The organism is Helcococcus massiliensis, assembly GCF_900258485.1.
GTDB lineage: Bacteria > Bacillota > Clostridia > Tissierellales > Peptoniphilaceae > Helcococcus > Helcococcus massiliensis.
This window is the reverse complement of the sequence record NZ_OGVE01000001.1, coordinates 21,203-47,135: the sequence shown is the minus strand read 5'-3', so window position 1 is coordinate 47,135 and position 25,933 is coordinate 21,203. Positions and strand designations below refer to the sequence as shown.

Below are 25,933 nucleotides of genomic sequence, written 5' to 3'. Positions count from 1 at the left end.
CTAGAATTTATATACGTTGATGGAATACTCATCTAATTTTATATCAGTAACCTTACTATCTACAAAACCATTTGAGAAAATATGTTGTATTTCTTCTTGGTCGGTAAATAAGCTTTTATCTACTTCTTCCTTAAAGTCTGAAACATTATGGAAGATAGCATAGTTACCATTATCTGATTTTATTATATATCCAATTAAATAATCTTGCAAACCATCTATAAAGCTAAGTTTTTCTAGAACTTCATCATTTGTTTTCATGTTGAAAATTCCTAGATCCTTTCTTAGTTTTATCAAATCTTTAACAGCTTCAAATAAATCTTGATTTTTTTCCTTTAAGGTCCAATCTATACCATTTATGTCTGCTGGAGCATTATAAGAGTTGTGGTTCATTTTTTTAGTTCTCATAAATGAGTTTCCTGCTACGAGGAATGGTAAGCCTTGACTGGTTAATAATATAGCATGTCCCATATAGGTTATATCTTTTAACTTGTCTGCTGGAACACCTGATTTTATCAACTTGTCATTAAATATTAAGTTGTCATGGGCATTAAAGTAGTTTATAGACTCTAAAGGATGAGCATAGGCTGTTTCATTTCCATAGATATTTGCATATCCGGCAATACCTTCTTGGATTGCGCCCTTTAGATAATATTCACCTTGCAAGTAGCCTCTTTCACTTCCATCAGTATCCCCTTTTAAGTTGTCTCTTATATGAGGGTTGAAGATTGCAAAGTTTTTATTCTTTTGCATTCCAATATTAATTTGCTTGTCATATGGAAGAGGACTTGGTAAAGCCATCCATGGTTCTCCATATATAAGGATATTTGGATTAATCTTTCTTAACTCTTCTATAGCCATCATAATTGTATCGATGTCTGTAAGAGCCATTAGGTCAAATCTAAAACCATCCAACTTGTATTCTTTAGCTAAATACACAAGTGAATCTATTATAAATTTTCTAACCATTGGTCTTTCTGAAGCAACCTCATTACCACAGCCTGATCCATTTGAAAACTCAGTTTGTCCATTAGTTCTATAGTAATAGTAAGGTTCCAATACCTGGAAAATTGAGTCAGCTGTCCTAAAGGTATGGTTGTAAACCACGTCTAACACAACTGATAAACCGTTTTCATGGTAATTTTTTATTAGAGTTTTAAATTCTCTAATTCTTGAATATGGGTCATTTGGGTTTGTTGAAAATGATCCTTCAATATTGTTGTATAATTCTTGGTCATAGCCCCAATTATAATTATCTGGATATTTAGCAAGAGGTTTATTTTCATCTACAGTTAAATAGTCTGTGATTGGTAAAAGATGGACATGAGTCACTCCTATTTCAGCAAAGTGGTCCATTCCTGTTGTAAGCCCATTATAATTTGTCCCCTTTTGAGCTGCACCTAAAAATAAACCTCTGTGGTCTGCACCAGAGCTTGGGTCTATTGTTATATCAGCTAAATGCGTTTCAACTATAATAGCCTTATCCTTATCATTGTTTGGTATTTTATGGTCTAAATAGCCTTCAGGATTTGTCTTTGCTAGGTCTATAATAGCTGTTCTTTTACTATTTGCAGAAGATGCAAAACTATAAGGGTCTGCAACTTCTTGGTCTTTAACTAAATAAGTATAGAATTTACCTTCATAGTCACCATCAAGTTTTAATTCAAAACATCCGTCTTCGTCTTTTGTCATATGGTATGTTTTTCTATCTTGTTCATCAAAATTTTCATAAAGACACAAAAATATTTCTTCTTGAGACGGCGCCCATACTCTAAAAATTGAATAGTCCTTAGTATAGGTAAGTCCTAATTCTTTATCCGTATATAAGTTACTTATCATTAATTATTTCTCCGTTAATTCTATATATTTTTTTACACTACTATCTTCTCTTATAATTTTACTTGCATTGGAATAAAGGTCTTTATACCAATTTTCATCATAACTATAAGATCTAACAGCATTTTCTAATTCGTTGGTAAAGTCCAACAGGTCTTTTATTATAAAGTTCCTGTCGTTATAATGCAAGATTAATTCCTCAATTTTATTTATATCATAAGAGAATTCATCCTTAGTTAAGTTTTTATAAAAGTTAAACATTTCTTTTATTTCAACATTATTATCCAAGTATTCTTGAACATTGTATGAATAATTGTTCATTAATTCACTGGCCTTATCACCAAATTTAAACATGGAAATTCCATAATCAGTAAAGGATGTATTTTCAAAGTTCCCCCTACTTGTTAATATGGCTGATGCACTAGCTATAGACTTGTAAATTGATACCTTGTCTGATTCCATATTTAATTGCTCTAAGTTTAAATATATGTCGCTTGCAGGTATTGCTATATCAGTCTTGGATAAGTTGTAATTTTCAATAAAAACTATTTTTATCTTATCTTTTATAAATAAATCATTATTAACTGTTTTAGCTAAGGCATTTATAAATTTAATCATCTCTTTAGCTAAATAATAGTTTGGATATGATTTACCAGCAAAGAAATAGGTCCTTTCTGGTATATCCTTGTTTGGATTTTTTTTCATCCTGTAATAGCTTAAGGCTACAGATAAGACAGAAAGAATTTGTCTCTTATATTCATGGAAATTACCTAAGTGCATAACAAAGCAGGACTTGCAATTATATAAATTCAAATCTAGGTCTAATTCATTTAAAAGATATTTTTTATTAGATAACTTAATATCTTTCAATTCTTTAACCTCTAGGTCGGTAATTTCTAAGACCTTGTCTTGTCTTTTTATTTGTCTTTCCTTGTAATATTGGTCAGTATCAAAGCTAAAATTAATAAAATCAATCTTTGCTTGGTAAGCATTATATTGAGATGAAAGATATTTATCTTCTAATAAGTTTTTATGGTTTTTCTCTAATGAAATAATATTTTTACATACATAGTATAAAACATTTATAGAATTTAATTTACCTTCTCTGATTATTAATAGTGGTTCAGGATTATTAATCTCTTTATTTGAAAGGTCTAATTTTAAATGCTTATCTAGTTCATAAATAATATTTATCATATTTGGACATACTTTATCAATAAGGGCTAAATCCCATGTTTCCATTGTTTCAGGAAGTATTGACAATTGCATAAAGATAAAGACTTCTTTTGCTAAAGCTAAAGCGTCTTCAAATTTATAGTCATATTTTTTCATTAGTAATTCAATAAATACTAAAATTGACAAACTTGGGTGAACATCATTGATTTGGATTGTAATGTAATCTGCTAATTTTGATATATCTTTACCAATATATTTTTTATATTTCTTTAGAATGTCTTGTATGCTTGCACTAGCAAAGAAATATTCTTGCTCTAATCTAAGCTTCTTACCTTCATAATTGTCTTCACTAGGATATAAAAATTCTACTATAGAATTTGCCCTATTAATTCTTTCATAGGATTCTTGAATTTGCCCCTTTGAAAACTTTTCAAAGTCCAAATCTTCTACAGAATATGACTTCCATAATCTTAAAGTAGATACATTGTTTGAATCACTTGATAAAATTGGAATATCGTAAGGAATAGCCTTTACAGTGTCATCTTTTAAATCAACCCAATGGTTAAAGCCTTTTTCATGTTCCCAAGGGTTTTTATTTACCCTCCAATTATCAGGCTTTTCAACTTGTTCCCCATCAATTATTTCTTGCTTAAGCATACCATTTCTATATCTCAACCCGTAAGCATAAATATTATTGTGATATTTAGATAAATACTCTAGTAAGTATCCTGAAACAGATCCCAAGTCACCATAACCTAAGGCAAACTCTATGTCCCATTCAAGTATATCTTTAATATCAATAGAATAGTCCGCTAAAATCTCTTTAGCAGTATCATATAAGTCTAATTTTACTAGGTTTTTTAGTAAGCTATCTCCTAAAGTATATTCAAACGATAGAATATAAAGTCTTCTTGAATCTAAGTTGTCATATAGAGAATGAAACCATTTTTCTCCTACTAATTGCCTTACGCTATTTGCTAAAGCAGTATAAATTTCTGGATCCCTAGCATAGGTAAAATCTTTAGCGAACAATTCAAATAGATTATTTTTAATACTTTCATGTAAAGTCTTTTTATCAATCATTATAAACTCCTATAAAGTTGTATATATTCCTTAGATGAATTTTCCCAATCATATTTAGAATTCATGGCATTTTTTATTAATCCAATAAATTCTTCCTTATTTCTATATGTTTCTATAGCTCTTTTTGTTGTTTCTAATAAGACATCTGGCTTTTTATCATAAAAAGAAAATCCATTTCCCTCTCCTGTATACTTGTTATAAGCATGAACAGTATCTTCTAGGCCACCCGTTTCTGTAACTATTGGTATTGCCCCATACCTCATGGCTATTAATTGTGAAATCCCACAAGGTTCAGTAATGGATGGCATCATATAAAGATCAGATCCAGCATAAATTGCATTGGCTTCTTGGTCTGAAAAATATAGTCTTGCTGCAACATTTTTAGGATACTTGTTTTGGTAGTCTCTTAATATATTTTCATAATTAGCTTCACCAGTTCCTAACAATACAAATTGCACATCCTCTTGTATAAGTTGATCAAAGGCCTCAAATAATAGATCCATCCCCTTCATATGAGCTAATCTTGTAACCATTCCTATCAAAGGAATATCTTTATTAACTTCTAAATTATATAGTTTTTGTAGATAAGTTTTATTTGCAAGCTTTTTATCAATAGAATTTACATCATAATTGCTCTCAATACGCATATCAGTTTTCGGATTGTATTTTACATAATCAATACCATTTATTATACCCGATAACTTGTCTTTATGAGTGTTTATCACTTCTTCAAGGCCATAGGCATATTCTTTATGTTTTATTTCATTAGCATAGGTTTTCGACACAGTATTAAAGGCTGTTGAATTTATAATACCAGCCTTCATAAAAGATACTTTTCCATAAAAATCTAGGCTTTCTCTATAAATATTAAGCAAGTCCATTTCCATATAACCCAATATAATATCGTCAAAAGTTCCTTGATAAATAATATTATGGATAGTATATAGACTCTTAGTATTTTTATAGAAATCTTTTATCCTTGCAAAATAATCTTGATATAGAATAGCTAAGCCACTATGCCAATCATTAGCATGCAAGATATCGGCTTTAAAATCTAAAAATTCTAAAAGTAAGACACTAGCCTTAGAAAATAAGAGATATCTTAAATCATCATCCTCATAACCATAAAGATCATTTCTGTCGAAAAATTCTTTATTTGCCAAGAAATAACATTCTAAGCCTTGGTTGTTAAAATGAAATACTTCTACATCCACAGTTTTCTTAATTAAATCAACTTCAAATGATCCTAAACTTTCTAACTTATCTATATATTTTTCATATATTTGGCCATGCAGAGGTAAAACTAATCTTATGTCATGACCTTGATTATTTATGGCTTTAGGAAGGGAACCTGCTACATCAGCAAGTCCCCCTGTTTTGATAAATGGAGTAGCCTCAGCAGCTATATATAATATATTCATGCTATTTCTCCAATATTTTGTTCTTTTCCACAACTATAGGATTATGTCTATCTCCTATAAGTTTTACACCAGACCTGATAATAACATTCTTATCAAGTATAGCATTCTCAACATGTGCACCGTCTTCTATAATTACTCCTTGGAATAGAATTGAGTTTTTAACTTGTGCATTTTTATCAATATTAACCTGTCTAAATAGGATAGAATTTTCAACTCTTCCAAATATAAATGAACCATTAGCAATTAATGAATTTTTAACATAGTTGCCTTCACCATAAAAAGTAGATGGTTCATCTTTATTTTTTGTTAAAATTCCAGATCCCATTAGAAATAGGTCTGTATAAATCCCTTCGTTTAATAAATTTATATTTGCATCATAAAAAGAATTTAAATCTTTAATATATTCTACATGGTTAATAATTTCATAAGACCCAATGCTTAACTTTTCTTTATTATTCATAATAGCTTGCGTCAAGGTATAAGCATTATCTTTTTCTAAAGCTTCAGTCACAAGGTCTATATATACTTTCTTTTTGATTAAAATATGGTCCATAAATAAATTAAATATAGGTTCAGTGCCTAAATTTACTCCAATATTTTGGACCTTACCATCTTCATCAAAAATTACTTTTCTAGAATTAAGGTACTTTCCTTCATGGTCTTCTTGTTTTCTATATAAAAACATAACATCATAGTCATTTTCTAAAAAGTCTTCATATATACTTTCTATATTTATCCTAGAAACAACCATAGGATTTGCTATATAAATGTTGTCAATGAATTCTTCATCTATAAAAGATATGGAACTATAGTAAGAATATATTCTCCTATTATTTGAATTGTACTCTTCAGGACTAGGTACAGAAATAGCTAACCCATCCTCTCTTAAGTCCATATCCCAGTGTTCCCCATTTGAAACATGGTCTAAGGTAGATTTTATATTTTTATCACCTTGTAATAAAACCTTATAGATTCCATATTCATTAAAATTTGATAGGCATGCATCAACCAGCCTATATCTTGAACCAAATGGAAGCATATAGTCAGGTCTACTTTTCAATAATCCTGCATAAGACTTGTTATCAAAACCAGATTTTATAATACCAGCTAAATTTTTCATAGACCCTCCTATTCCTTTAATATACCTGCTTGTGAAATTAAATATACACTATCGTCATCTATATCACCAAAAAATTCATTTTCATTGATCGTCATGTTTTCTGTCACAACACAATTAAAGATTTTGGCACCTTTTTTAACAACCACTCCAGGAAGTATTACAGAATTATATACCTCTGCTCCTTCTTCAATAGTAACCTGGTCAAACAAAACAGAATTATCAACCTTACCGTAAATTCGGCATGCTTCATTAACTAGAGTTTTATTTAATTGTGCATTTTTCCCAATATAATGTGGTGGAAGATTTTTAGATTTAGTGTATACCTTCCAAGCATGGTCATAAACATTTAAACCATTTTTATCTTCTATTAGCTCCAAATTGGATTCCCAGTAAGACCTTACAGTACCTACATCCTTCCAATATCCCTCAAATTTATAAGCATATAGATTTGTACCTGACTTTAATAATCTAGGAATGATATCATTACCAAAATCATAGCTTGATTCTTTATCTTCGTAATCTTCGATTAAAGCTTTTCTTAGTAAAGTCCAATTAAAAATATATATTCCCATGGATGCTAGGTTTGACTTAGCATTTTTAGGTTTTTCTTCAAATTCTACTATCTTTTGATCTTGGTCGGTATTCATTATTCCAAATCTGGAAGTTTCTTCCCAATCAACTTCCATTACAGCAATAGTAAGATCTGCTCCTTTTTCCTTATGGAAACTTAGCATTTTTCTATAATTCATCTTGTAGATATGGTCGGCTGATAAGATAAGTACATATTCTGGATTTAAATTATCCAGGTAATCTATATTTTCATAAATAGCATTGGCTGTACCCTTATACCACCTTCCCCCATCTTCTGTAAAATAAGGAGGTAAAAGTTTTAGTCCACCACTTAACCTATCGTAGTCCCAAGGCTGACCAATCCCAATATGTTCATTCAAATAGAAGTGTTTATATTGAGTTAATACGCCTATATTTTCTACCAAGGAATTTCTCGCATTAGAAAGGGCAAAGTCTATTATTTTATACTTACCGCCAAATGGAACTGCAGGTTTTGCGGTGTTTGATGTTAAGTACTTAAGCCTACTACCTTGACCGCCAGCTAAAAGCATGGCTACTAAATCTACCTTACTTGACATAAGTTCTCCTCCTTATTTTTTATTCAATTTTACTTGTTATATTTTATAAATAATGCTTGATATGGTTGTAAATCAACAGATACAGAGTATCTTCTGTAATGTGCTGGTTCTTCTTTAGAATATAAAGGTTGGTTTCTATTTACTGGACCACCGAAATTTTTATGGGCTGAGTTTAATAATACTTTGTACATTCCTTTTTTATCTACACCAAACTTATATTTTTCCCTATAAACTGGTGAGAAGTTAAAGAAGCATAATACCTTTTCACCCTTTGAATCAATTCTTTCAAAAGCAATTACATTTGAATCACTATCATGGAAGTCAATCCATTCGTATCCATCATAAGAATCATCAACTTCGTATAAACTAGGTTCACTCTTATATACTTCATTTAATTTTCTTACAAAATCTTGTAACCACCTATGTCTATCATATTCTAAAACAGACCATGGCAATTCAGTATCATGGTTCCATTCATCAAAAGTACCTATTTCGTTACCCATAAAGTTTAACTTTTTTCCTGGATGTGCGTACATATATGCATATAAGGCCATTAAACCTTTGAATTTGTCATCATAGTATCCTGGCATCTTATTTAACATTGAGTTTTTCAAGTGCACAACCTCATCATGTGAGAATGGTAAAATATAGTTTTCTGAAAAGGCATAAGTTATTGAGAATGTTAATTTGTTTTGGTGATATTTTCTGTGGATCGGATCCAATTCGAAATATTGAAGGGTGTCATTCATCCATCCCATATTCCACTTGAAATCAAATCCTAAACCGCCATTTTCAATCTTATCTGTAATTTGTGGGAAGGCTGTTGATTCTTCAGCTATCATCAAAGCATCTGAATGGTATAAGTGAACAACTGAGTTTAATTCCTTAACAAATTCAATAGCTTCTAAGTTTTCATTTCCACCATACATGTTTTGTAAGTTTTTTCCACCGTAGTCTAAGTAAAGCATGGCAGATACAGCATCAACCCTCAATCCATCGATATGGAAGTTTGTCAACCAGAATAAGGCTGATGAGATTAAAAAGTTTTTAACTTGTGCCTTATAATAGTCAAAGTATAGGGTTCCCCAACCTTCATTTGAAGCCTTATATGGATCATCTTTCTCATAAGTTGCCCTACCATCAAAGTTTGATAAACCATGAGCATCTCTTGTAAAGTGAACTGGAACCCAGTCTAAAATCACACCAATATCTCTTTTATGGAATTCATTAATTAAATTCATAAATTGTTTAGGAGTACCAAATCTTGATGTTGTAGCAAAGTATCCTGTTACTTGGTAACCCCAAGATCCATCATATGGGAATTCTGTTATTGGCATAAACTCAACATGGGTATAGCCCATCTTCTTAACATAGTCAGGTAATACTCTTGCTAAGTCTTCAAATGAATAGTATGTGTTGTCAGGATGTCTCATCCATGAACCAAGATGAACTTCATATATTGAAATAGGACTCTTTAGGAAGTCTTTTTTATACCTATTTTTCATATATTTATCATCTGACCACTTAAACCCTTCTAAATCATAAACCTTACTTGATGTTTCAGGTCTAAATTGATTGTGGTAGGCATAAGGGTCTGCTTTCATTAAAACTTGTCCTTCAGGACCTATGATTCTATATTTGTAGTTATCATATTCATAAAAGGCATCAAAACATATATTCCATATTCCTGAATTATTTATATTTTTCATAGGCATATTTGTTTCATTCCAGCCGTTGAAGTCACCTACTAGGTAAACTTCTCTTGCATGGGGAGCCCAAACTGTAAAGGAAGTCGCATCCTTACCATTTTTCTTAATTTTATGTGATCCTAAAAATTTATAGGATTCATAATTTTTACCTTCGTTATATAAATGTATAGGAGTATCTAAGTCTTCTCTATAAAAAATATTTAAGTTCATGCTAACCTTCCTTATTAAAATTATTTATTGTTGTCGTTAATACCGGTATAAATTGTTTTTTTCTGGATAATAGGTCTTTTACCATATATCCATCTTCAATGAATTCTTGTTTAAAGGCTTCAGCCAAGGCTTGACTATATACACCATCTGTTATAACCAAAGATTGTTCATTGAAAATATCTGTAATAAATAAAGCAAAAAAGTCGATTCTTTCATTTTCCTTTATCTGCTTCATTGATGTTTTTATATCAGCAATCATCTTATCTACTGAAGGTAAATTCGTAGTGAATGCTTGTGAAACTCTTACTTTTATATTGTCTATTTCAAATTTCTTTGAATCAGTTATCAATAAGTCTGTAGCAGATACACCTTCTAGTGATGTCCCGGCAGCGAACATTTCGGAAGCATATTCTTCCAAGTTTATTTCTGCAATTTCTGCTAGCTCATTTAATATTTTAATATCTATATCAGTTGTAGTTGGTGATCTAAATAATAAGGTATCAGATATAATAGCAGAGGCCATCAAGCCTGCCATTTCCTTGCTAGGTACCAAACCATTTTCCTTGTACATCATAGCTAATATGGTAGATGTACATCCAACAGGCATATTTCTAAAGAAGATTGGATTACTTGTAGAAATATTTGCTACCCTGTGGTGGTCGATTATCTCGAGTATTTCTACCCTATCTCTATCATCTATAGATTGGCTTGCCTCATTGTGGTCAACTAAGATAAGTTTCTTTTTCTTATCTATCAATAAATCATTTCGAGTAAGTTCCCCTATCACCTTCATATTTTTATCAACAACAGGGAAATTTCTAAATCTTGTATCCATTACTTTTTTGCTTACTTCTTCTATATCATCATCAGGAGTGAAATAAAGAAGATTATCACTTGTCATTACATAGCTTACTGGAATGGCTTGTGGTAATAGTCTAGCAACCATAAATGAATTATATTTTGTCTTTATGATCGTTACATTGTTTTTCTTTGCTAAATAAAGAATATCATTATCAACATAATATCCAGACGATACTATCAAGATACCAGCTTTCCTATCAACAGCTTCTCTTTGCGCATCTCTCCTATTTCCTACTATGATTACATCACCAGGACTTACATGGCCCTTTTCATCAACGTCAGAAGCATACACCAACATCCTACCATTTATGTAGTTTGGTTTTTCTGGACTGTGAACCAATGTTCCAGCAAGTACATCTACTATATTTTCAACCTTAGTCTTTGACCTATATAAGATATCATCATCCCATACATTCATATATGACTTAGTCAAGTTTGATAAGGTTACTATACCTTCTAACCTGTTTTCTCTATCAACTATAGGTAAGAATGAAACATTTTTAGGCTGTAAGTAATTGGCTGCTTCATATAGTGAAATATCTCTATCAACTACTAAAGGCATTTCTAGATTTAAATCATCTATGGTTGGCCTTAAGTTGTCTATATATATTGGAGCCTTGCTTTTCCACCTATCTAAAACCCACTTGGATTCTAAATCTAGGCTACCTAATCTAATAGGTATATATTCATTTTTTTTATCTATTTTATTTTTCAAATCCGCATAAACTATTGCTGATGCAATAGAATCTGTGTCCGGATTTTTATGCCCGGTAATATATATTCTATTTTTCAATTTCAACTCCTTATTTTATATTCACATTCATACTCTAATAATAGCAAATATTCATATAAATTGGTAGCGATGTCACCTAATATATACATAATATTGAGATAAATTGATAAATAAAAAACAGTAAATATTTTGAATTAAAATAAGTTCATATATTTGATCTCTTTTATCTCAATTCATAAATATTTACTGTTTACTATTAATTAGTTATCATAAAATTTTTAGTCTTATTAATTTTTAAATTTTTCTTTTTACTTATATAGGCTATCATTAATTCACTCATATCTAAAGATGTTTCATCAACTATTTCTTTATCTTGATAACAAGGATATTCAGCAGTATTGCTTGCCCTATAGTTATTCATTATTATCCTATAAGTCTTATCTAAGTCTATATCTTTGCCATCTTTTTTCATTGATACTACTCTTTTTCCACTGTCATTGCCTAGGTCAACAACATAATCAAGTCCATAAAAGAAATCATAAATATAATTTCTCACCTTAGGCACTTGAAATCTTGGATTAAGAATAATATTATCATTTTCATCTAATTTGAAATAGTTAGTAGAAATCTCAATAGCTTCTTTTAAATCTTCACCTGTTATTTCCATTACTTTCAAAGTGTTTGGATAAGGATAATTTACAAGCACATCTTTTATGGTGACTTCTCTATCAAAACCAATTGCTTGGTCAAACAAGCTTAATGATGAAAAATCTGCATCTAAAGCATCTAATTGGACCTCATGCAAGAAATTTATATATGGATGGCCATTTAATCTAACATCAAATTTATCACCAAGTCTCATACTTTCATCAAAGTGTCCTATTACTTGGTTTAGATACTCATCTAAGTCGTTGTTGATATCATCAAAAACTCTTTCATATTCATCTTTGATTACAATATCCATACTTGTAATATCAATCAATTCATATGACCATTCATCACTTTCCGTATCGTATATTATTTTAGTAAAGTTTCTGGCGTTGTTTATAGGTTGGCTACAAATTACATCTTTTAGTTTAGTTATAAAGCCCCTATGTTGGTGGCCAGTTAACATAACATCGATACTATCAAAAGTTTCGAGAAACTCACTTCCCTGGTTTTCCTTTCTTAAAATTTCTGTAGGAATAAAATGTTCATCCAAGGATTTTTCAAAACCACCATGGTATAAGACAATAATCATATCTGAATTTTCTTTCATTTCAGCTTCGTATTTCTTATACATTTCTATAGGATCATGGAAGACTAAACCTTCAATATTTTTCTCTTGCTCCCAATTTGGAATATACGAAGTAGTTGCTCCAAAAACAGCAATCCTAAATCCTTCAAAATCAAATATTTTATAAGGATTAGACTTGAAATCTAAATTTTCAATGTTGGAATTCAAAATTTTGTCACTTACCCTATGGAAGGATTTCAGCAAATGGTCCATACCATAGTTAAATTCATGGTTTCCCATTACATAAGCATCATAAGAAAAATTATCTAGTAATTTTAAGATTGGGTTGTCTTCATTAGGATTTTTTGCTAAAAAACTAGTTAAAACTGTACCTTGAATTAAATCACCACCGTCTAAAACAAGTGAATGATCATAGTTTTTTCTATCTTCATCTATAAAAGAAAGTATTTTAAGCATACCCAGCTCTTGATATTCAACATAGTTTGTAGGCAATACATGTCCATGCATGTCTGTTGTATGATAAATAGCTATTTTCATAAGTTCTCCTTTATTTCGTAAATTTAATTATATCATATTAAATTAAATCTAAAAAACCACACTTTTTTATTTCTTGATATTACAGCTATTATTCAACAAAAAAAACTTCAAAACCCATATTATGGATTTTGAAGTTTAATTAATATCTTATTTAACTATTTTGACCAGTATCCTTCAATTGTTGATGCATAGTTACTTAATACTGAATCAACATCAGCTGCTTGTCCTTGAGCTAATACTGTTTCCATCATAACACCAATTTCTCTATAAGCTTGGTTAGCTCCACCTAATAGTGGGTTTGTAAACATTTTTTCTGTAGCTTCTTTTAAGATTGGTGCTATTAGTGTACCTGCATTCATATATTCAGGATCTTCTAAAGCAGATTTTCTTACAGGAACATAACCTGTTTGAACACCCCAGTAAATTTGGCTTTCTTTACTTGTTAAGAATGTTAAGTATTTTTGAGCTGCTTGTTTTTGAACATCTGTTGCTGAATCAAAAACAAATAAGTCTGTACCTTGTTGGATAGTTTGTTCAAATGGTGATGGTGCTGCCTTTACTGTGAATTTACCATCTACAGCTTCTTGAACATATGATTGACCAGCATTTGAACCAACGTACATTAATACTTGTTCATTTCCTAATAATGATGAGAAGTAATCATCTGTACCTGCTATCTTCATATATCCTTCATTTACACCATCTAAGTGCCATTTTACAGCTTCTTTAGATAGGTCACCTTTAATATCAAAGTTAGGATCAAATTTTTGTCCCTTATTTGTGATATATGTTGTATAGTAGTTTGATAATGAGTCAAAACCTATACCAGGTTTTCCTGTAGCTTCTTGGTAAGCTTTTGATACTTCAACTACTTCTTCTGGTGTCTTAGGTACTTCACGACCTAATTCTTTAAGTGCATCTTCGTTATAGAATAAAACTTCTGTAGATTTGTTAAAAGGCATTGAATAAACTTTTTCATCAATTACAGTACCTTCTCTAAATCCTTCTAAGATATCATCATATCCTTCTAGGTTTTTTGTATATTCTGTTAAATCATATACTAAACCATCTTTAATTGGATTATACATCCAGTCTGGATATGCTTGAGTCATAGTTGGTAAATCTTTAGGACTTACTTGTGTTGCAGTAATTTTTTGTTGCAACTCTTTATATCCTGTTTGGTTTTGTAATTCAACTTTTATTTCTGGATTTTCCTTCATGAAGTCATCTGTAAGTTTTTTAAGAGATTCTTCTTGGGCTCCATTCATAGCATGCCAAAATACAATGTTTGCTTCTTGTTTTTCGCCTGAACCTGTTTCAGTTCCAGTTTCTTTACCAGTTTCCTTTGTGTTTCCACCTTTAGAACAGGCTGCAAAAACCATTACTAAAGCTAAAACAAGAGCTATCAATCTACTTTTTTTCATTTTTCCTCCCATAAATTGTTTGGTTTTTTTCTGGTAATAATCTATCACCATATTTATTATACAACATTTCCGGTTTTTGTGAATGTATTGGTACCAATAAGTCCGGCTTTATTTGGTCAATAATATATATCAAGTCTTTAGGAAAGGCATGTCCACTACATTTTAATTCTATTACATTTATTTTATGTTTTTTAAACATTTCCATAAAAGGCTTGTAATTTATGTCAAAATCTCCTAATGGATCTGAATCGCAATGTATATATATGCCCCCAACAAGCATATGGTCAAGTAAGTGTAATTCTTCCTTAGATAATTGCCATAAGTATTTAGAATGATCTTTTAATAATACACTTGTATCCACCCTTAAGCTTTCATCCAACTTGTATTTTTTATAATCACCATAAAAATGAACTTCTTTACCTGTAACCGCTCTTAAAATATAAGCATAAAAATCATTTAAAACTAATGTTCTATTATTTTTAATAGCTAGTTTTTCTATCTCTAAAATTCTTTCTATATTAGCTTGATAGTAGTTAAAGGTTAATTGTTTGCTTGTATTTTCTCCTAAAATTTTATCAAATTTTTTTATTAAATCTTCTTCAGAAAGTTCACCATCTGTTTTAAATTCATCTATCTCATCGATGAAAGATACCGATACACCTTCAATAATTAAAATATCACAGTCTTTGGCTTTTTCTATAAAATTCAAACTATCTTCTTTTCTATAGCCATGCAATCTAATATCACCAGTATATGCAATTGATAAATCTGGTGTACGGATTAAAAACCCGCAAGCTCCATAACCATCATGGTCAACCCTTATAAACTCAACATGTATTTCGCCTATAGTGATTTCATCTCCATAGTTTACTGGAATTACTTTCCTAGTATTATCTTTTAAATATGAATTGGCATATAAAAAATCATTATTGAAATTTAATGCTTTAAGCAAATTGACTGTATCTTTACTTGCATATACAGGAATTTCTTCATCTATATAATTTAGCATCTTAGTATGGTCTAAATGTATATGCGATATGAAGACTCCCTTATTCCTATAAAGTTCTGAATCTTCTTTAGTTTGCTTCCTATCATAAATGCCTTTTAAATCAACAGCAAAACCATAATTGATCAAATTGGTTAGTCCATCTATATTCTTATCATCTATTTCAGGTTTGAATTCTGAACCAAAATCGAAATAAATACTATCCTTGCCATAATTGACTTCAATTATAGTCCCACCTATGGTTCTCATTCCTTGATAAAAAGTAATCTTTGTCTTTTTATCCCTTAAGTCCACTTCTAGATACCCCTCTCATAATTTGGCTTCTAAATACAAAGTACAATATCAAAATTGGTACAATAGCTATTGCTGAAGCAGCCATTTGTAACTGGGTTTGAGAACCAGCTTCTGATGTAAAGGCTGCAAGACCATTTGATATCAACCTCATATTTTTCTCGTTAGTTACCAAGATTGGCCATAAGAATGAGTTCCATCCGGATATGAAACTTAATATCCCCATTGTAAATAAGGCTGGTTTTGAAATTGGAACCAATATTTTCCATATGAATTCTAAGTCTGAAGCCCCATCAACCTTAGCCGCATTATAGTAGGACATTGGTATTGATTGTAGGTAGCCTCTTAAATAAAATATATAAAATATTGATGCACAATGTGGTAGTATCAGTGCAAGATAGGTATCAACAAATCCCCATTTAAGAATAGTTTGATAATTTGTAAATACTGTTATTTCATATGGTACCATCAGCAAAGCTGCAAATATTAAAGAAACAACATTTTTACCTTTAAATTGTAATTTAACAAATGCAAATGCAGCCAGCACTGTTGTGATCAATGTCATAATAGTAGTTGCTGTAGCTGTAAATACTGTATTAAAGAAGTATCTTGCAAATGGAGCCTTTTGGAAGGCTTCTACATAGTTGTGGAATAAAGGTTTACTTGGTATTAATGTTGGAGGTATTGAATTAACTTCCTGATATGACATCAAAGAAGATAAAAGCATATACACAAATGGAAACAGTGTAATAATTGCTAAGGCAATGATTACAATTTTCATTATTAAATCATTAAACTTTTTCATATTCACCTACTTTGATATTTTCTTCATTATTAATCTTTGAATTAATGTAAATATTAGAATAACTACAAATAATATAACTGCTGCAGCCATACCCTTACCATAATTATTATTAGTATAGAATTCTGTAAATATATAGAACACTCCTGTTGTAGCAGAGTTTGCTACCCCTGGTCTACCATTAAAGAGTGAAAAGACTTGTCCATATATTTTAAATGCAGAAATAAAATTCATTAATAATAAGAATGTTATAGTTGGAATAAGTTGTGGTAGAGTAATTCTAAAGAATTGTTCTCTCTTAGTTGCCCCAAACATATCTGCAACTTTATAGTAAGAGTCATCAATATTTCTTAAACCTGTTAATAAAATTATAATATTAAAGGCTAATCCCATCCATATACCAAAGATTATAACAGTTGTCATTGACATTTCTGGTGAGTTCAACCAGTTAATATTTGAAACACCAAATAACCCTAATAGATAATTTATTAAACCATAGTCTTGGTTAAATAAAAATCTAAATACTATACCAATCGCAATCATAGATGTAAGGTAAGGTAGGAAAAATATTGATTCCCAAACCTTTTTCAATTTCATTCTTTTATGAATAGACATGGCTATAAATAAAGAAATAACCATACCTGCTGGAACAACTATAAATGCATATAAAGCTGTATTCCTTATAGCCTTATGAAAAACCGGGTCAGCTAAAACTCTTTGGAAATTGCTAATACCTGCAAATTCCGGATTGTTCAATGTCCCCTTTTGAAAGGCTATAACAAATGTTCTAATCAGAGGTGTAACATTAAATATAGCAATAAATATTAGTGCTGGAGCTAAGAATAACCAACCTCTCGGTGAGTTCTCAGCCCTATATCTAAATAATTTTTTCATTAGTATATCCTCTTTCCATCCTTTTCAAACAAGTATATATTGTCATAATCAACAGTAAGTCTTAACTTATCTTCAGGACTTACCCTATGGTCTGAGTCTATAATAGTTTTGGCGAATTTACCTGCTAATTCAAAGTTTATTATACAATCTTTACCAATTAACTCTATTGATTCTACTTCAATATCAATTGCATCTTCATCATCTTTACTCATTAAGAAGTATTCTGGTCTTATACCAATAAAGTATGATTTATTTTCTTCTAGCTGAGTTTTAAATTTTTCTTGATTTAATTTAGATGATTTAATATTTAATTCCCCAGCTTTTAATACACCATTTTCGTACTTGCTTTCAAAAATATTGATTACAGGATTACCCATAAATTTAGCAACAAATAAGTTTGCTGGTTCTAAGTATAGGTTGTGTGGTATATCATATTGTTGTACAACACCCTCATCCATAAGAACAATCTTATCACTTATTGATAAGGCTTCTTCTTGGTCATGGGTTACAAAGATTGTTGTTATACCAATCTCTTTTACTAATCTTCTAATTTCTTCTCTTATTTTTAATCTTAATCTAGCATCTAGATTACTTAAAGGCTCATCTAAAAGCAAAACTCTTGGATTTTGCACAAGGGCTCTTGTGATAGCAACCCTTTGTTGCTGACCACCAGACATAGTTCCTGGCTTTTTATCTTCAAGTTCTTCTATATCTGTTATCTTCATATATTTTCTTGCAATTTCTTCTGCTTCTTTTCTAGATTTTTTGTTTTTTCCAACTGTAAGTGGGAACATAACATTTTCTAAAACAGTCATATGAGGATAAAGGGCATAGTTTTGGAATACAAGTCCTATTCCCCTATCTTTTGGATGTAGTTCCACAATAGATTTACCATCAAACTTAATTTCTCCTTCTGTAGGATCTAATAAGCCTGATATTAAGTTTAATATAGTTGATTTACCACAACCTGATGGTCCTAGTAAACAAACTAAGTCACCTTCTTCTACATTAAGGTTTATGCTTTTTAACGCTTCAAAACCATTATCAAAAACCTTTTTTAAATTTTTGATTTCAATCATTATTACCTCTCAGTCCTTTTATTTAACAGAGTTATCTTTGGACACATATTTAGTATAATAAATATTAGGTCTTTTGACAAAAAAAATGGACCTTAGCTTAATCTAAAATCCATTAAAAATTATTATTTTTTCTTATTTTTCCATATAAAGAAAGTAGTTAAAATAGCCGACAACACTATAACTATCAATATATGTATTTTGTATTGACCTATTATAGAATTATCACTTGTCTTTAAACTTGCAGCTATATCATCATCTGCTACCATAATCACCGTTCCAGCTTTATTATTAGCTGGTATTTTAACTGTGATTTCATTATTCTTCTTATTAATTTTTCTATTGCCATAGACATCTATTAAATTGATATCTTTATCATCAATAGCAAATGTCACTTCTTGGTCTTGGTCACTTGTATTTAAAGCAACATAAATATCTTTACCATTGTAAGATCTAGAAAATACTGATACCTTTTTATCTGCATATATAGTCTTCCTATCACCTTTAGCAAAAATATCAGCATAGGCATTCCTTATAGCTATCAATTTCTTGTAATGATCTAATATAGGATTATTTTTCACTTTATCCCATTCAAAATCCGCCCTATTTTCACTATATATCCCCTTACTAAAGTCATCTTTTTGACCAGACATCCCAATTTCTTCACCATAATAGATTACAGGTTGTCCTTTAGCTGTCAATTGCAAGGATACTGCTGGTAAAAACTTATCTACATTTCCACCAAGTTTCATTTTCAAGAAACCATGTTCATCATGAGATGATAAGAATTGTCCCATTTGTTTTTCTTCACTTATTGCTTGGTTCCTTTTTATAAGTGATTTTTCTGAATCTTCTATCCTTCCATTTACATAATTTTTAGCTATATCCTTGAATTCAAAATCTAACAGTGAATCCATCATTTCAGGACTTAAGTAACCACCATGGTTAAATACAGAAGCTCCAAAATTTTCACCAATCATTTTAAAATCTTTATCTTCTTCTAAAACTGCAGATTTAAAATCAATCCAAGTTTGATGGTCTACATGTTTAACAGTATCAACCCTGAAATAGTCAATGCTATTTCCCTTATCAGTTTTTAATTTTTTTAACCAATCAACCTGCCATTTAATAATTTTATCTCTTACTTCTTTATCTTCTGTTTTAAAATCTGGTAAACCTGCAAGTTCAGATTCTATATCGCCAGTTTTGCTTTCTTCCCTATGCATACCTACAAAAGGTCCTTGGTTTTTTGTTCCGTATCCTGAATGATTTAAAACTACATCAACCATAAGTTTTATATTATTTTCATGTAGAAGGTCAATTAATTCTTTCAAATCTTCTTCATTACCTAAATGGGGATCTAATTCAGTAAAGTCTTCAGCCCAATATCCATGGTAGCCATACTGCTTACCATTATCATTTTCCATCATATTGGCTTCAATATTTTTAACTATAGGTGTAATCCATAAAGTTGTAATACCTAATTCCTTTAGATAATCAATCTTTTCAATAATTCCCCTAAAGTCTCCACCATGGTAGGCTTCTAAGTGATCTTTGTCGTAAGAGCCTTCAATATTGCGAGGATTATTGTTTGATTCATCCCCATCATAAAACCTGTCTGTCAAAACCATATAGATAATTTCTTCATCCAAAACTATTTCTTTATTTTCTTTTTCAGCAAATACATTTACTCCACTATTAAAAATTAATAATATAGTTAATAAAAATATAGAAAGTTTTTTAATTAATTTCATGTGCAGCACCTATATTTCTATATCAAAGTATTCAATTATCTGATTTAATACACCATCTTCATTGTTTGAATATTTAGTTTTTCCAGCAATCCTATGAGCATTTTCACTAGCCCTTGGCATAGAATATGGTAGACCTGCCAATTCAAGCATTTCAAGATCATTGTCTCCATCTCCAAAGGCCATTAAATTTTCAGGCTTATATCCCATTTATCTAATAAATACTTCATCGCAGATCCCTTATTTGTTCCTTTGTTAATTATATCTATATTACCATTACCAGAAGTAACAGCTTGGATATAGTCACCATAAGAAGACATTAAATGGTCTATAACCCCATAAGTCTCATCAACATCTGTATTGAAGGTAAATTTTGTATAATTATCATCTCTTAATGGGAAGTATGAATCAACCAATTCTACCTTTTCATGGTAAAACATAAAATTCTTTTGGTAATTTGAATCCATATCTTTCAACATATAGGCAGTTTTTTCAGCATCTAGTAGCATGTCTTGGTCATATCCCTTATCTGATAGATAATGCAGGATCATTTCTACAACATCATTTGGCATGGATTCAACCCTTATTTTTTGATTATTTTCAAAAAATACTGACCCATTATCACCAACTATTGTGATTTTATCGCTATAATCTTCAAAAAAAGTTTTTATTTGATAGTATTGGTTACCACTTATAGCAACAAACTTTATATCATTTTCTTCAAAATGTTCAAATACCTTTTTAAATTTTTCTTTATTATATTTTTTATCATCAGATAAGAATGTACCATCCATATCTGTAGCAACAACTTTAATTTCCATAAAATTCCTTTCACTTTATATTAAAAATAGGTTATTATAATCATATCATAACTTAAGGAGTTTATTATGAACTATATGAAACAATTCACTATAATATTCGCTATATCTTTTATTGGTGAATTATTAAATACACTTATTGATTTTCCAATACCCGCCAGTGTATATGGACTTATCATATTGCTTTTATTGTTAATCACAAAAATTATAAAGGTTGAAGATGTCAAAGAAACATCAACTTTTTTAATAAATAATATGTCAATAATGTTTGTAGGTCCAGCCATAAGTATCATAGCTGTATGGCCCCTATTCAAAGAAAATATACTTGCCTATTCCCTCGTGATCATGGTAAGTACGACAATTGTAATGATTGTTTCCGGAAAAATAACACAAACATTAACTAAGAAAAGAGATCAATAATGAAAGAAATAATCACATCAAATATATTTTTTGGTATCAGCCTAACCTTTATAGCCTATAACGTGGCATTAATACTAAAAAAGAAAACAAAATTAACCATATTAAACCCACTACTGGTATCTATACTTTTAGTAATCGGAGTTTTGCTAATCGGAGATATAGACTATCAAAATTATACCAAAGGAAGCCAGTATATCTCATATTTATTGACACCTACAACTGTTTGTTTGGCTGTTCCCCTATATGAAAACTTACATATACTAAAAACAGATTTTAAAGCGATTTCTGCAGGTATAATATCTGGCTTAATCACCTCAGCTATGACAGTACTACCTCTTGCCATTCTCTTTAAGCTAAGCCATGAAAATTATGTATCCTTACTACCAAAATCAATCACATCAGCTATAGGAATGGTTTTAAGTAAACAGTTTGGCGGAATAGTTCCAATAACCATTATAATAATAATTTTAACCGGCATATTTGGTTCAATCATAAGTGATTATATTTTTAAGATATTCAAAATAACAAGTCCTGTAGCCCAAGGTATAGCCCTTGGCTCATCTGCCCATGCTATGGGGACTTCAAAGGCTTTTGAACTTGGTGAAAAACAAGGTGCTATTGCATCTCTATCACTTTCTGTAAGTGGAATATTAACAGCCTTAGTGATTTCATTTTTTGTAAATTTATATTAGAAATATCAATGAAAAAGGACATGGTAATTTATACCATGTCCTACTTTTTTAATTATCTATACAAACTATTTTAAGTTAAAGAATGAATCTTTACCTCTAAATTGAGCTGTATCATATAATTCATCTTCAATTCTTAATAATTGGTTATATTTAGCAACTCTATCTGTTCTTGATGGAGCACCTGTCTTAATTTGACCTGCATTTAATGCTACTGCTAAGTCAGCAATTGTTGTATCTTCTGTTTCACCTGATCTGTGTGAAATTACTGATGTGTATCCTGCTCTTGCAGCCATTTCTACAGCGTCTAATGTTTCTGTTAATGTACCAATTTGGTTTACCTTGATTAGGATTGAGTTTGCAACTCCACCTTCGATACCTCTTGATAATCTTTCAGTATTTGTTACAAATAAGTCGTCACCAACTAATTGAACTTTTTTACCTAATCTATCTGTTAATAACTTCCAACCATCCCAGTCTTCTTCATCAAGACCGTCTTCGATAGAAATAATTGGGTATTTTGCTATTAATTCTTCATACCAGTCTACCATTTCTTCTCTTGTCTTAACTACGCCTTCACCTTTTAGGTTGTAGTTTCCGTTTTCATCTAGCATTTCTGATGAAGCAACGTCCATTGCGATCATTACATCTTCACCTGGTTTGTATCCAGCTTTTTCAATAGCTTCAACGATTGTTGATAAAGCTTCTTCGTTTGATGATAAGTTTGGAGCAAATCCACCTTCATCACCAACAGCTGTGTTGTGACCTGATGCTTGTAATACTGATCTTAAGCTATGGAAGATTTCAGCACCTGTTTGTAAAGCATCCGCAAATGATTCTGCACCTACTGGCATAACCATAAATTCTTGGATATCTACGTTGTTGTCTGCGTGTTCACCACCATTTAAGATATTCATCATTGGTACTGGTAAAACTTTAGCATTAAATCCACCAACATAGTTATATAGTGGAATACCTAATTCATCAGCTGCTGCTCTTGCTACAGCCATTGAAACTGCTAATATTGCGTTAGCACCTAATCTACCCTTGTTGTGTGTACCGTCTAATTCGATCATTGCTCTATCAATAGCAACTTGTTCAAATACATCAAATCCGATAATTTCTTCAGCAATTTCTGTGTTTACATTGTCAACTGCTGTTAAAACACTTTTACCTAGGTAGTTTGATTTGTCACCATCTCTTAATTCAACAGCTTCGAATTGTCCTGTTGAAGCTCCTGATGGAACTAATGCTCTACCGAATCCGCCTAAATCTGTAAATACTTCAACTTCAACAGTTGGATTTCCTCTTGAATCTAGAACTTGTCTTGCATAAATATCTGTAATATAACCCATGGTTATTACCCCCTTTTAATTAATGATTCACCTGTCATAAGTTCAGGTTTATCGATTCCTAATATATCTAATAATGTTGGTGCTAAATCTGCTAATCTACCACCCTCTCTTAGTGTAACATTTTTAGTGTTTTTTGCAATATAAATTACTGGTACTAAGTTTGTAGTATGTGCGGTGTATGGTTTTCCTGTTTCAAAGTCAATCAATTGCTCACTATTACCGTGGTCAGCTGTTACTATGAATTCATAGCCATTTTCTAAACCTGCTTCTACTATCTTTCCTACCAACTCATCAACTGTTTCTACAGCCTTTACTGCTGCAGGGATGATACCTGTATGTCCAACCATGTCTGGATTTGCAAAGTTTAATATTATTGCATCAGGTTTATCAGTTGTGATTCTTTCAATTGCCTTTTCAGCTAATTCTGGAGCTGACATTTCTGGTTTTAAGTCGTATGTTGCAACTTTTGGAGAAGGTACTAAGATTCTATCTTCACCTTCATATGGTTGTTCAACTCCACCATTTAAGAAGAATGTTACGTGAGCATATTTTTCTGTCTCAGCCATTCTTAATTGAGTCTTGCCTGCTTTTGAAACCACTTCGCCGAAAGTTTTTTCAATATTTTTTGGTGGATAAGCAATTTCAACATTTTCAATTGTTGCATCATAAGTTGTCATACATACATAGTTTGTATGAACTCTTTTTCTTCTTTCAAAACCATCAAAGTTTTCATCAACTAAGGCTCTTGTTAATTGTCTTGCTCTGTCAGGTCTAAAGTTAAAGAATATAATTGAATCACCATCATTTACTGTTGCAACTGGCTGATCATTTTTATCAACTACTACGGTTGGAGTCATGAATTCATCAGTTGTATTCTTTTCTTGGGTTGATTTGTCATATTCTTCTTGGATAGATTTAAGTGGATCATGAACTTTCTTTCCTTCACCTAAAGTTATAGCATCATAAGCTAATTGAGTTCTTTCCCATCTCTTATCCCTATCCATCGCATAGTATCTACCGATTACTGTAGCTATTTTACCTACACCTATTTCATCTATCTTATCTTGTAGATCTTTAATATCTGAAATAGCTGATGTAGGAGATACATCTCTACCGTCTAAGATAGCATGTACATACACCTTATCTAAGCCTTCTTCTTTAGCTAATTTTAGTAAAGCAAAAAGATGTGTTAGGTGAGAGTGCACCCCACCATATGATGAAAGTCCAATTAAATGTAGGGCTTTACCTGTTTCTTTTGCTTGTTTTACAGTCTTTACTAGGCTTTCATTTTTGAAGAATATACCTTCTTCTATATCTTTTGATATTTGTGTAAGGTCTTGGTATATAATTCTTCCGGCACCAATGTTCATATGTCCTACTTCTGAATTTCCCATTTGACCTTCAGGAAGTCCAACATCTAGGCCACTTGCCTTAATTGAAGTATTTGGATATTTTTCTAAATTACTATCGAAAACTGGAGTATTTGCTTTTAATACGGCATTACCTTCATAGTCTTTACCATATCCCCAGCCATCCATAATAATTAGCATTGCTTTCTTACTCATCATTTTCCTCGGTTCTCTTTTTACTTAAAATTTACTAAAGCTTGGTATGATTCTGCTTCTAAGCTTGCTCCACCTACTAAGGCACCATCAATATTTTCTTTTGACATTATTTCTGATACATTGTCAGGTTTTACAGATCCACCATATTGGATTCTAACTTTTTCTGCTGCTTCTTCACCAAAGTTTTCTTTGATTAATTCTCTTATATAAGCACACATTTCTTCTGCATCATCTGCTGAAGCTGTTTTACCTGTACCTATAGCCCAAATTGGTTCGTATGCTATTACAACTTTATCAAATTCTTTAGCATCAACTCCTTCAAGATCTGCCTCAATTTGTGTTTTAACCTTGTCTTTTGCCTTATCAGCTTCTCTTTCTTCTAGAGTTTCGCCAACACATAAAATAGGTGATAAGTTGTGACCTAAAACTGCTTTTACTTTTGAATTAATGAATTTATCACATTCACCAAAGTATTCTCTTCTTTCTGAATGACCCAATATTACATATTCAACACCTAAGTCTTCTAAAAATGCTGGAGATACTTCTCCTGTATAAGCCCCTGAATCCTTATCATGTGAGTTTTGTGCTCCCACTTTAACATTTGTGCCCTTTAATAGTTCTTTAGCTAAAGCTAAATTTATGTGAGGTGGGCATACAACAGCCTCAACGTCATCATTCAATTCTAAATTTTTAATTTCATCTAATAATACCTTAGCTTCTGAATATGATTTATTCATCTTCCAGTTACCGGCAATTATTGGTTTTCTCATCATT

The 25,933-nt window shown here is 31.0% G+C and carries 19 protein-coding genes and 1 pseudogene; 2 read left to right on the top strand and 18 right to left on the bottom strand.

Annotated elements, in window-relative coordinates:
* The 15 genes and pseudogenes from pulA to C4Q29_RS00135 all read right to left on the bottom strand — a co-directional run bounded on the left by pulA (nucleotide 1) and on the right by C4Q29_RS00135 (nucleotide 21,106).
* The gene (gene pulA, locus C4Q29_RS00205) at nucleotides 1–1,836 is read right to left on the bottom strand and encodes a type I pullulanase (RefSeq protein WP_103980831.1); all 1,836 of its coding nucleotides are present in this window, start codon (nucleotides 1,834–1,836) and stop codon (nucleotides 1–3) included.
* Nucleotides 1,837–1,839: 3 nt separating this feature from the next.
* Nucleotides 1,840–4,092, bottom strand: coding sequence for a glycogen/starch/alpha-glucan phosphorylase (locus C4Q29_RS00200; RefSeq protein WP_103980830.1), 2,253 nt, complete (start codon nucleotides 4,090–4,092; stop codon nucleotides 1,840–1,842).
* Nucleotides 4,092–5,513, bottom strand: a complete 1,422-nt coding sequence (locus C4Q29_RS00195) for a glycogen synthase (RefSeq protein WP_103980829.1) — start codon at nucleotides 5,511–5,513, stop codon at nucleotides 4,092–4,094. Before C4Q29_RS00195 ends, C4Q29_RS00200 begins: the two co-directional genes overlap by 1 nt.
* A gap of 1 nt (nucleotide 5,514) precedes the next feature.
* The gene (gene glgD, locus C4Q29_RS00190; protein ID WP_103980828.1) at nucleotides 5,515–6,633 is read right to left on the bottom strand and encodes a glucose-1-phosphate adenylyltransferase subunit GlgD; all 1,119 of its coding nucleotides are present in this window, start codon (nucleotides 6,631–6,633) and stop codon (nucleotides 5,515–5,517) included.
* An 8-nt stretch (nucleotides 6,634–6,641) separates the two neighbouring features.
* The gene (locus C4Q29_RS00185; RefSeq protein WP_103980827.1) at nucleotides 6,642–7,781 is read right to left on the bottom strand and encodes a glucose-1-phosphate adenylyltransferase; all 1,140 of its coding nucleotides are present in this window, start codon (nucleotides 7,779–7,781) and stop codon (nucleotides 6,642–6,644) included.
* A 29-nt stretch (nucleotides 7,782–7,810) separates the two neighbouring features.
* A complete protein-coding gene (gene glgB / locus C4Q29_RS00180; RefSeq protein WP_103980826.1) occupies nucleotides 7,811–9,700 on the bottom strand; it encodes a 1,4-alpha-glucan branching protein GlgB in 1,890 nt (629 codons plus the stop codon).
* 1 nt (nucleotide 9,701) lies between these two features.
* Nucleotides 9,702–11,354, bottom strand: coding sequence for a putative manganese-dependent inorganic diphosphatase (locus C4Q29_RS00175; protein ID WP_159459169.1), 1,653 nt, complete (start codon nucleotides 11,352–11,354; stop codon nucleotides 9,702–9,704).
* 196 nt (nucleotides 11,355–11,550) lie between these two features.
* On the bottom strand, nucleotides 11,551–13,068 hold the full coding sequence (locus C4Q29_RS00170; RefSeq protein ID WP_103980824.1) for a bifunctional metallophosphatase/5'-nucleotidase: 1,518 nt from the start codon (nucleotides 13,066–13,068) through the stop codon (nucleotides 11,551–11,553).
* Between the two features lie 155 nt (nucleotides 13,069–13,223).
* Nucleotides 13,224–14,492: an extracellular solute-binding protein gene (locus tag C4Q29_RS00165; protein WP_159459168.1), complete on the bottom strand. Its 1,269-nt coding sequence runs from the start codon at nucleotides 14,490–14,492 to the stop codon at nucleotides 13,224–13,226.
* Entirely contained in the window at nucleotides 14,479–15,792 is a 1,314-nt protein-coding gene (locus tag C4Q29_RS00160) for an MBL fold metallo-hydrolase (RefSeq protein ID WP_103980822.1), read from the bottom strand. The genes C4Q29_RS00165 and C4Q29_RS00160 overlap by 14 nt, the downstream gene beginning before the upstream one ends.
* A complete protein-coding gene (locus C4Q29_RS00155; RefSeq protein WP_103980821.1) occupies nucleotides 15,776–16,594 on the bottom strand; it encodes a carbohydrate ABC transporter permease in 819 nt (272 codons plus the stop codon). Before C4Q29_RS00155 ends, C4Q29_RS00160 begins: the two co-directional genes overlap by 17 nt.
* A 6-nt stretch (nucleotides 16,595–16,600) precedes the next feature.
* A complete protein-coding gene (locus tag C4Q29_RS00150; RefSeq protein ID WP_103980820.1) occupies nucleotides 16,601–17,485 on the bottom strand; it encodes a carbohydrate ABC transporter permease in 885 nt (294 codons plus the stop codon).
* Entirely contained in the window at nucleotides 17,485–18,564 is a 1,080-nt protein-coding gene (locus C4Q29_RS00145) for an ABC transporter ATP-binding protein (protein WP_103980819.1), read from the bottom strand. Before C4Q29_RS00145 ends, C4Q29_RS00150 begins: the two co-directional genes overlap by 1 nt.
* 122 nt (nucleotides 18,565–18,686) lie before the next feature.
* Nucleotides 18,687–20,315 carry an alpha-amylase family glycosyl hydrolase gene (locus tag C4Q29_RS00140; RefSeq protein WP_103980818.1) on the bottom strand — a complete coding sequence of 543 codons (1,629 nt, stop codon included), beginning with the start codon at nucleotides 20,313–20,315 and terminating at the stop codon, nucleotides 18,687–18,689.
* Between the two features lie 9 nt (nucleotides 20,316–20,324).
* Nucleotides 20,325–21,106, bottom strand: a pseudogene (locus C4Q29_RS00135) (Cof-type HAD-IIB family hydrolase).
* Nucleotides 21,107–21,199: 93 nt separating this feature from the next.
* On the opposite strand from C4Q29_RS00135, the gene C4Q29_RS00130 reads away from it, so the two are divergent.
* Complete coding sequence (locus C4Q29_RS00130) at nucleotides 21,200–21,550, top strand: CidA/LrgA family protein (RefSeq protein ID WP_103980817.1); 351 nt, start codon at nucleotides 21,200–21,202, stop codon at nucleotides 21,548–21,550.
* Nucleotides 21,550–22,242, top strand: a complete 693-nt coding sequence (locus C4Q29_RS00125; protein WP_103980816.1) for an LrgB family protein — start codon at nucleotides 21,550–21,552, stop codon at nucleotides 22,240–22,242. Before C4Q29_RS00130 ends, C4Q29_RS00125 begins: the two co-directional genes overlap by 1 nt.
* A gap of 65 nt (nucleotides 22,243–22,307) precedes the next feature.
* On the opposite strand, the gene eno is transcribed toward C4Q29_RS00125, so the two are convergent.
* The 3 genes from eno to tpiA are packed head-to-tail and all read right to left on the bottom strand — an operon-like array spanning nucleotide 22,308 to nucleotide 25,929.
* Nucleotides 22,308–23,594 (bottom strand): phosphopyruvate hydratase, encoded by a 1,287-nt coding sequence (gene eno / locus C4Q29_RS00120; protein ID WP_103980815.1) that lies wholly within the window; start codon nucleotides 23,592–23,594, stop codon nucleotides 22,308–22,310.
* Nucleotides 23,595–23,599: 5 nt separating this feature from the next.
* Nucleotides 23,600–25,159: a 2,3-bisphosphoglycerate-independent phosphoglycerate mutase gene (gpmI, locus tag C4Q29_RS00115; RefSeq protein ID WP_103980814.1), complete on the bottom strand. Its 1,560-nt coding sequence runs from the start codon at nucleotides 25,157–25,159 to the stop codon at nucleotides 23,600–23,602.
* A 20-nt stretch (nucleotides 25,160–25,179) separates the two neighbouring features.
* Nucleotides 25,180–25,929: a triose-phosphate isomerase gene (gene tpiA, locus C4Q29_RS00110; RefSeq protein ID WP_103980813.1), complete on the bottom strand. Its 750-nt coding sequence runs from the start codon at nucleotides 25,927–25,929 to the stop codon at nucleotides 25,180–25,182.
* Between the last annotated feature and the right edge of the window lie 4 nt (nucleotides 25,930–25,933).

Excerpts from the sequence above, each read along its gene's own strand:
- pulA (WP_103980831.1), bottom strand. The coding sequence starts at position 1,836 with ATGATAAGTAACTTATATACGGATAAAGAATTAGGACTTACCTATACT.
- C4Q29_RS00200 (WP_103980830.1), bottom strand. The coding sequence starts at position 4,092 with ATGATTGATAAAAAGACTTTACATGAAAGTATTAAAAATAATCTATTT.
- C4Q29_RS00195 (WP_103980829.1), bottom strand. The coding sequence starts at position 5,513 with ATGAATATATTATATATAGCTGCTGAGGCTACTCCATTTATCAAAACA.
- glgD (WP_103980828.1), bottom strand. The coding sequence starts at position 6,633 with ATGAAAAATTTAGCTGGTATTATAAAATCTGGTTTTGATAACAAGTCT.
- C4Q29_RS00185 (WP_103980827.1), bottom strand. The coding sequence starts at position 7,781 with ATGTCAAGTAAGGTAGATTTAGTAGCCATGCTTTTAGCTGGCGGTCAA.
- glgB (WP_103980826.1), bottom strand. The coding sequence starts at position 9,700 with ATGAACTTAAATATTTTTTATAGAGAAGACTTAGATACTCCTATACAT.
- C4Q29_RS00170 (WP_103980824.1), bottom strand. The coding sequence starts at position 13,068 with ATGAAAATAGCTATTTATCATACAACAGACATGCATGGACATGTATTG.
- C4Q29_RS00165 (WP_159459168.1), bottom strand. The coding sequence starts at position 14,492 with ATGAAAAAAAGTAGATTGATAGCTCTTGTTTTAGCTTTAGTAATGGTT.
- C4Q29_RS00155 (WP_103980821.1), bottom strand. The coding sequence starts at position 16,594 with ATGAAAAAGTTTAATGATTTAATAATGAAAATTGTAATCATTGCCTTA.
- C4Q29_RS00150 (WP_103980820.1), bottom strand. The coding sequence starts at position 17,485 with ATGAAAAAATTATTTAGATATAGGGCTGAGAACTCACCGAGAGGTTGG.
- C4Q29_RS00145 (WP_103980819.1), bottom strand. The coding sequence starts at position 18,564 with ATGATTGAAATCAAAAATTTAAAAAAGGTTTTTGATAATGGTTTTGAA.
- C4Q29_RS00140 (WP_103980818.1), bottom strand. The coding sequence starts at position 20,315 with ATGAAATTAATTAAAAAACTTTCTATATTTTTATTAACTATATTATTA.
- C4Q29_RS00130 (WP_103980817.1), top strand. The coding sequence starts at position 21,200 with ATGAACTATATGAAACAATTCACTATAATATTCGCTATATCTTTTATT.
- C4Q29_RS00125 (WP_103980816.1), top strand. The coding sequence starts at position 21,550 with ATGAAAGAAATAATCACATCAAATATATTTTTTGGTATCAGCCTAACC.
- eno (WP_103980815.1), bottom strand. The coding sequence starts at position 23,594 with ATGGGTTATATTACAGATATTTATGCAAGACAAGTTCTAGATTCAAGA.
- gpmI (WP_103980814.1), bottom strand. The coding sequence starts at position 25,159 with ATGAGTAAGAAAGCAATGCTAATTATTATGGATGGCTGGGGATATGGT.
- tpiA (WP_103980813.1), bottom strand. The coding sequence starts at position 25,929 with ATGAGAAAACCAATAATTGCCGGTAACTGGAAGATGAATAAATCATAT.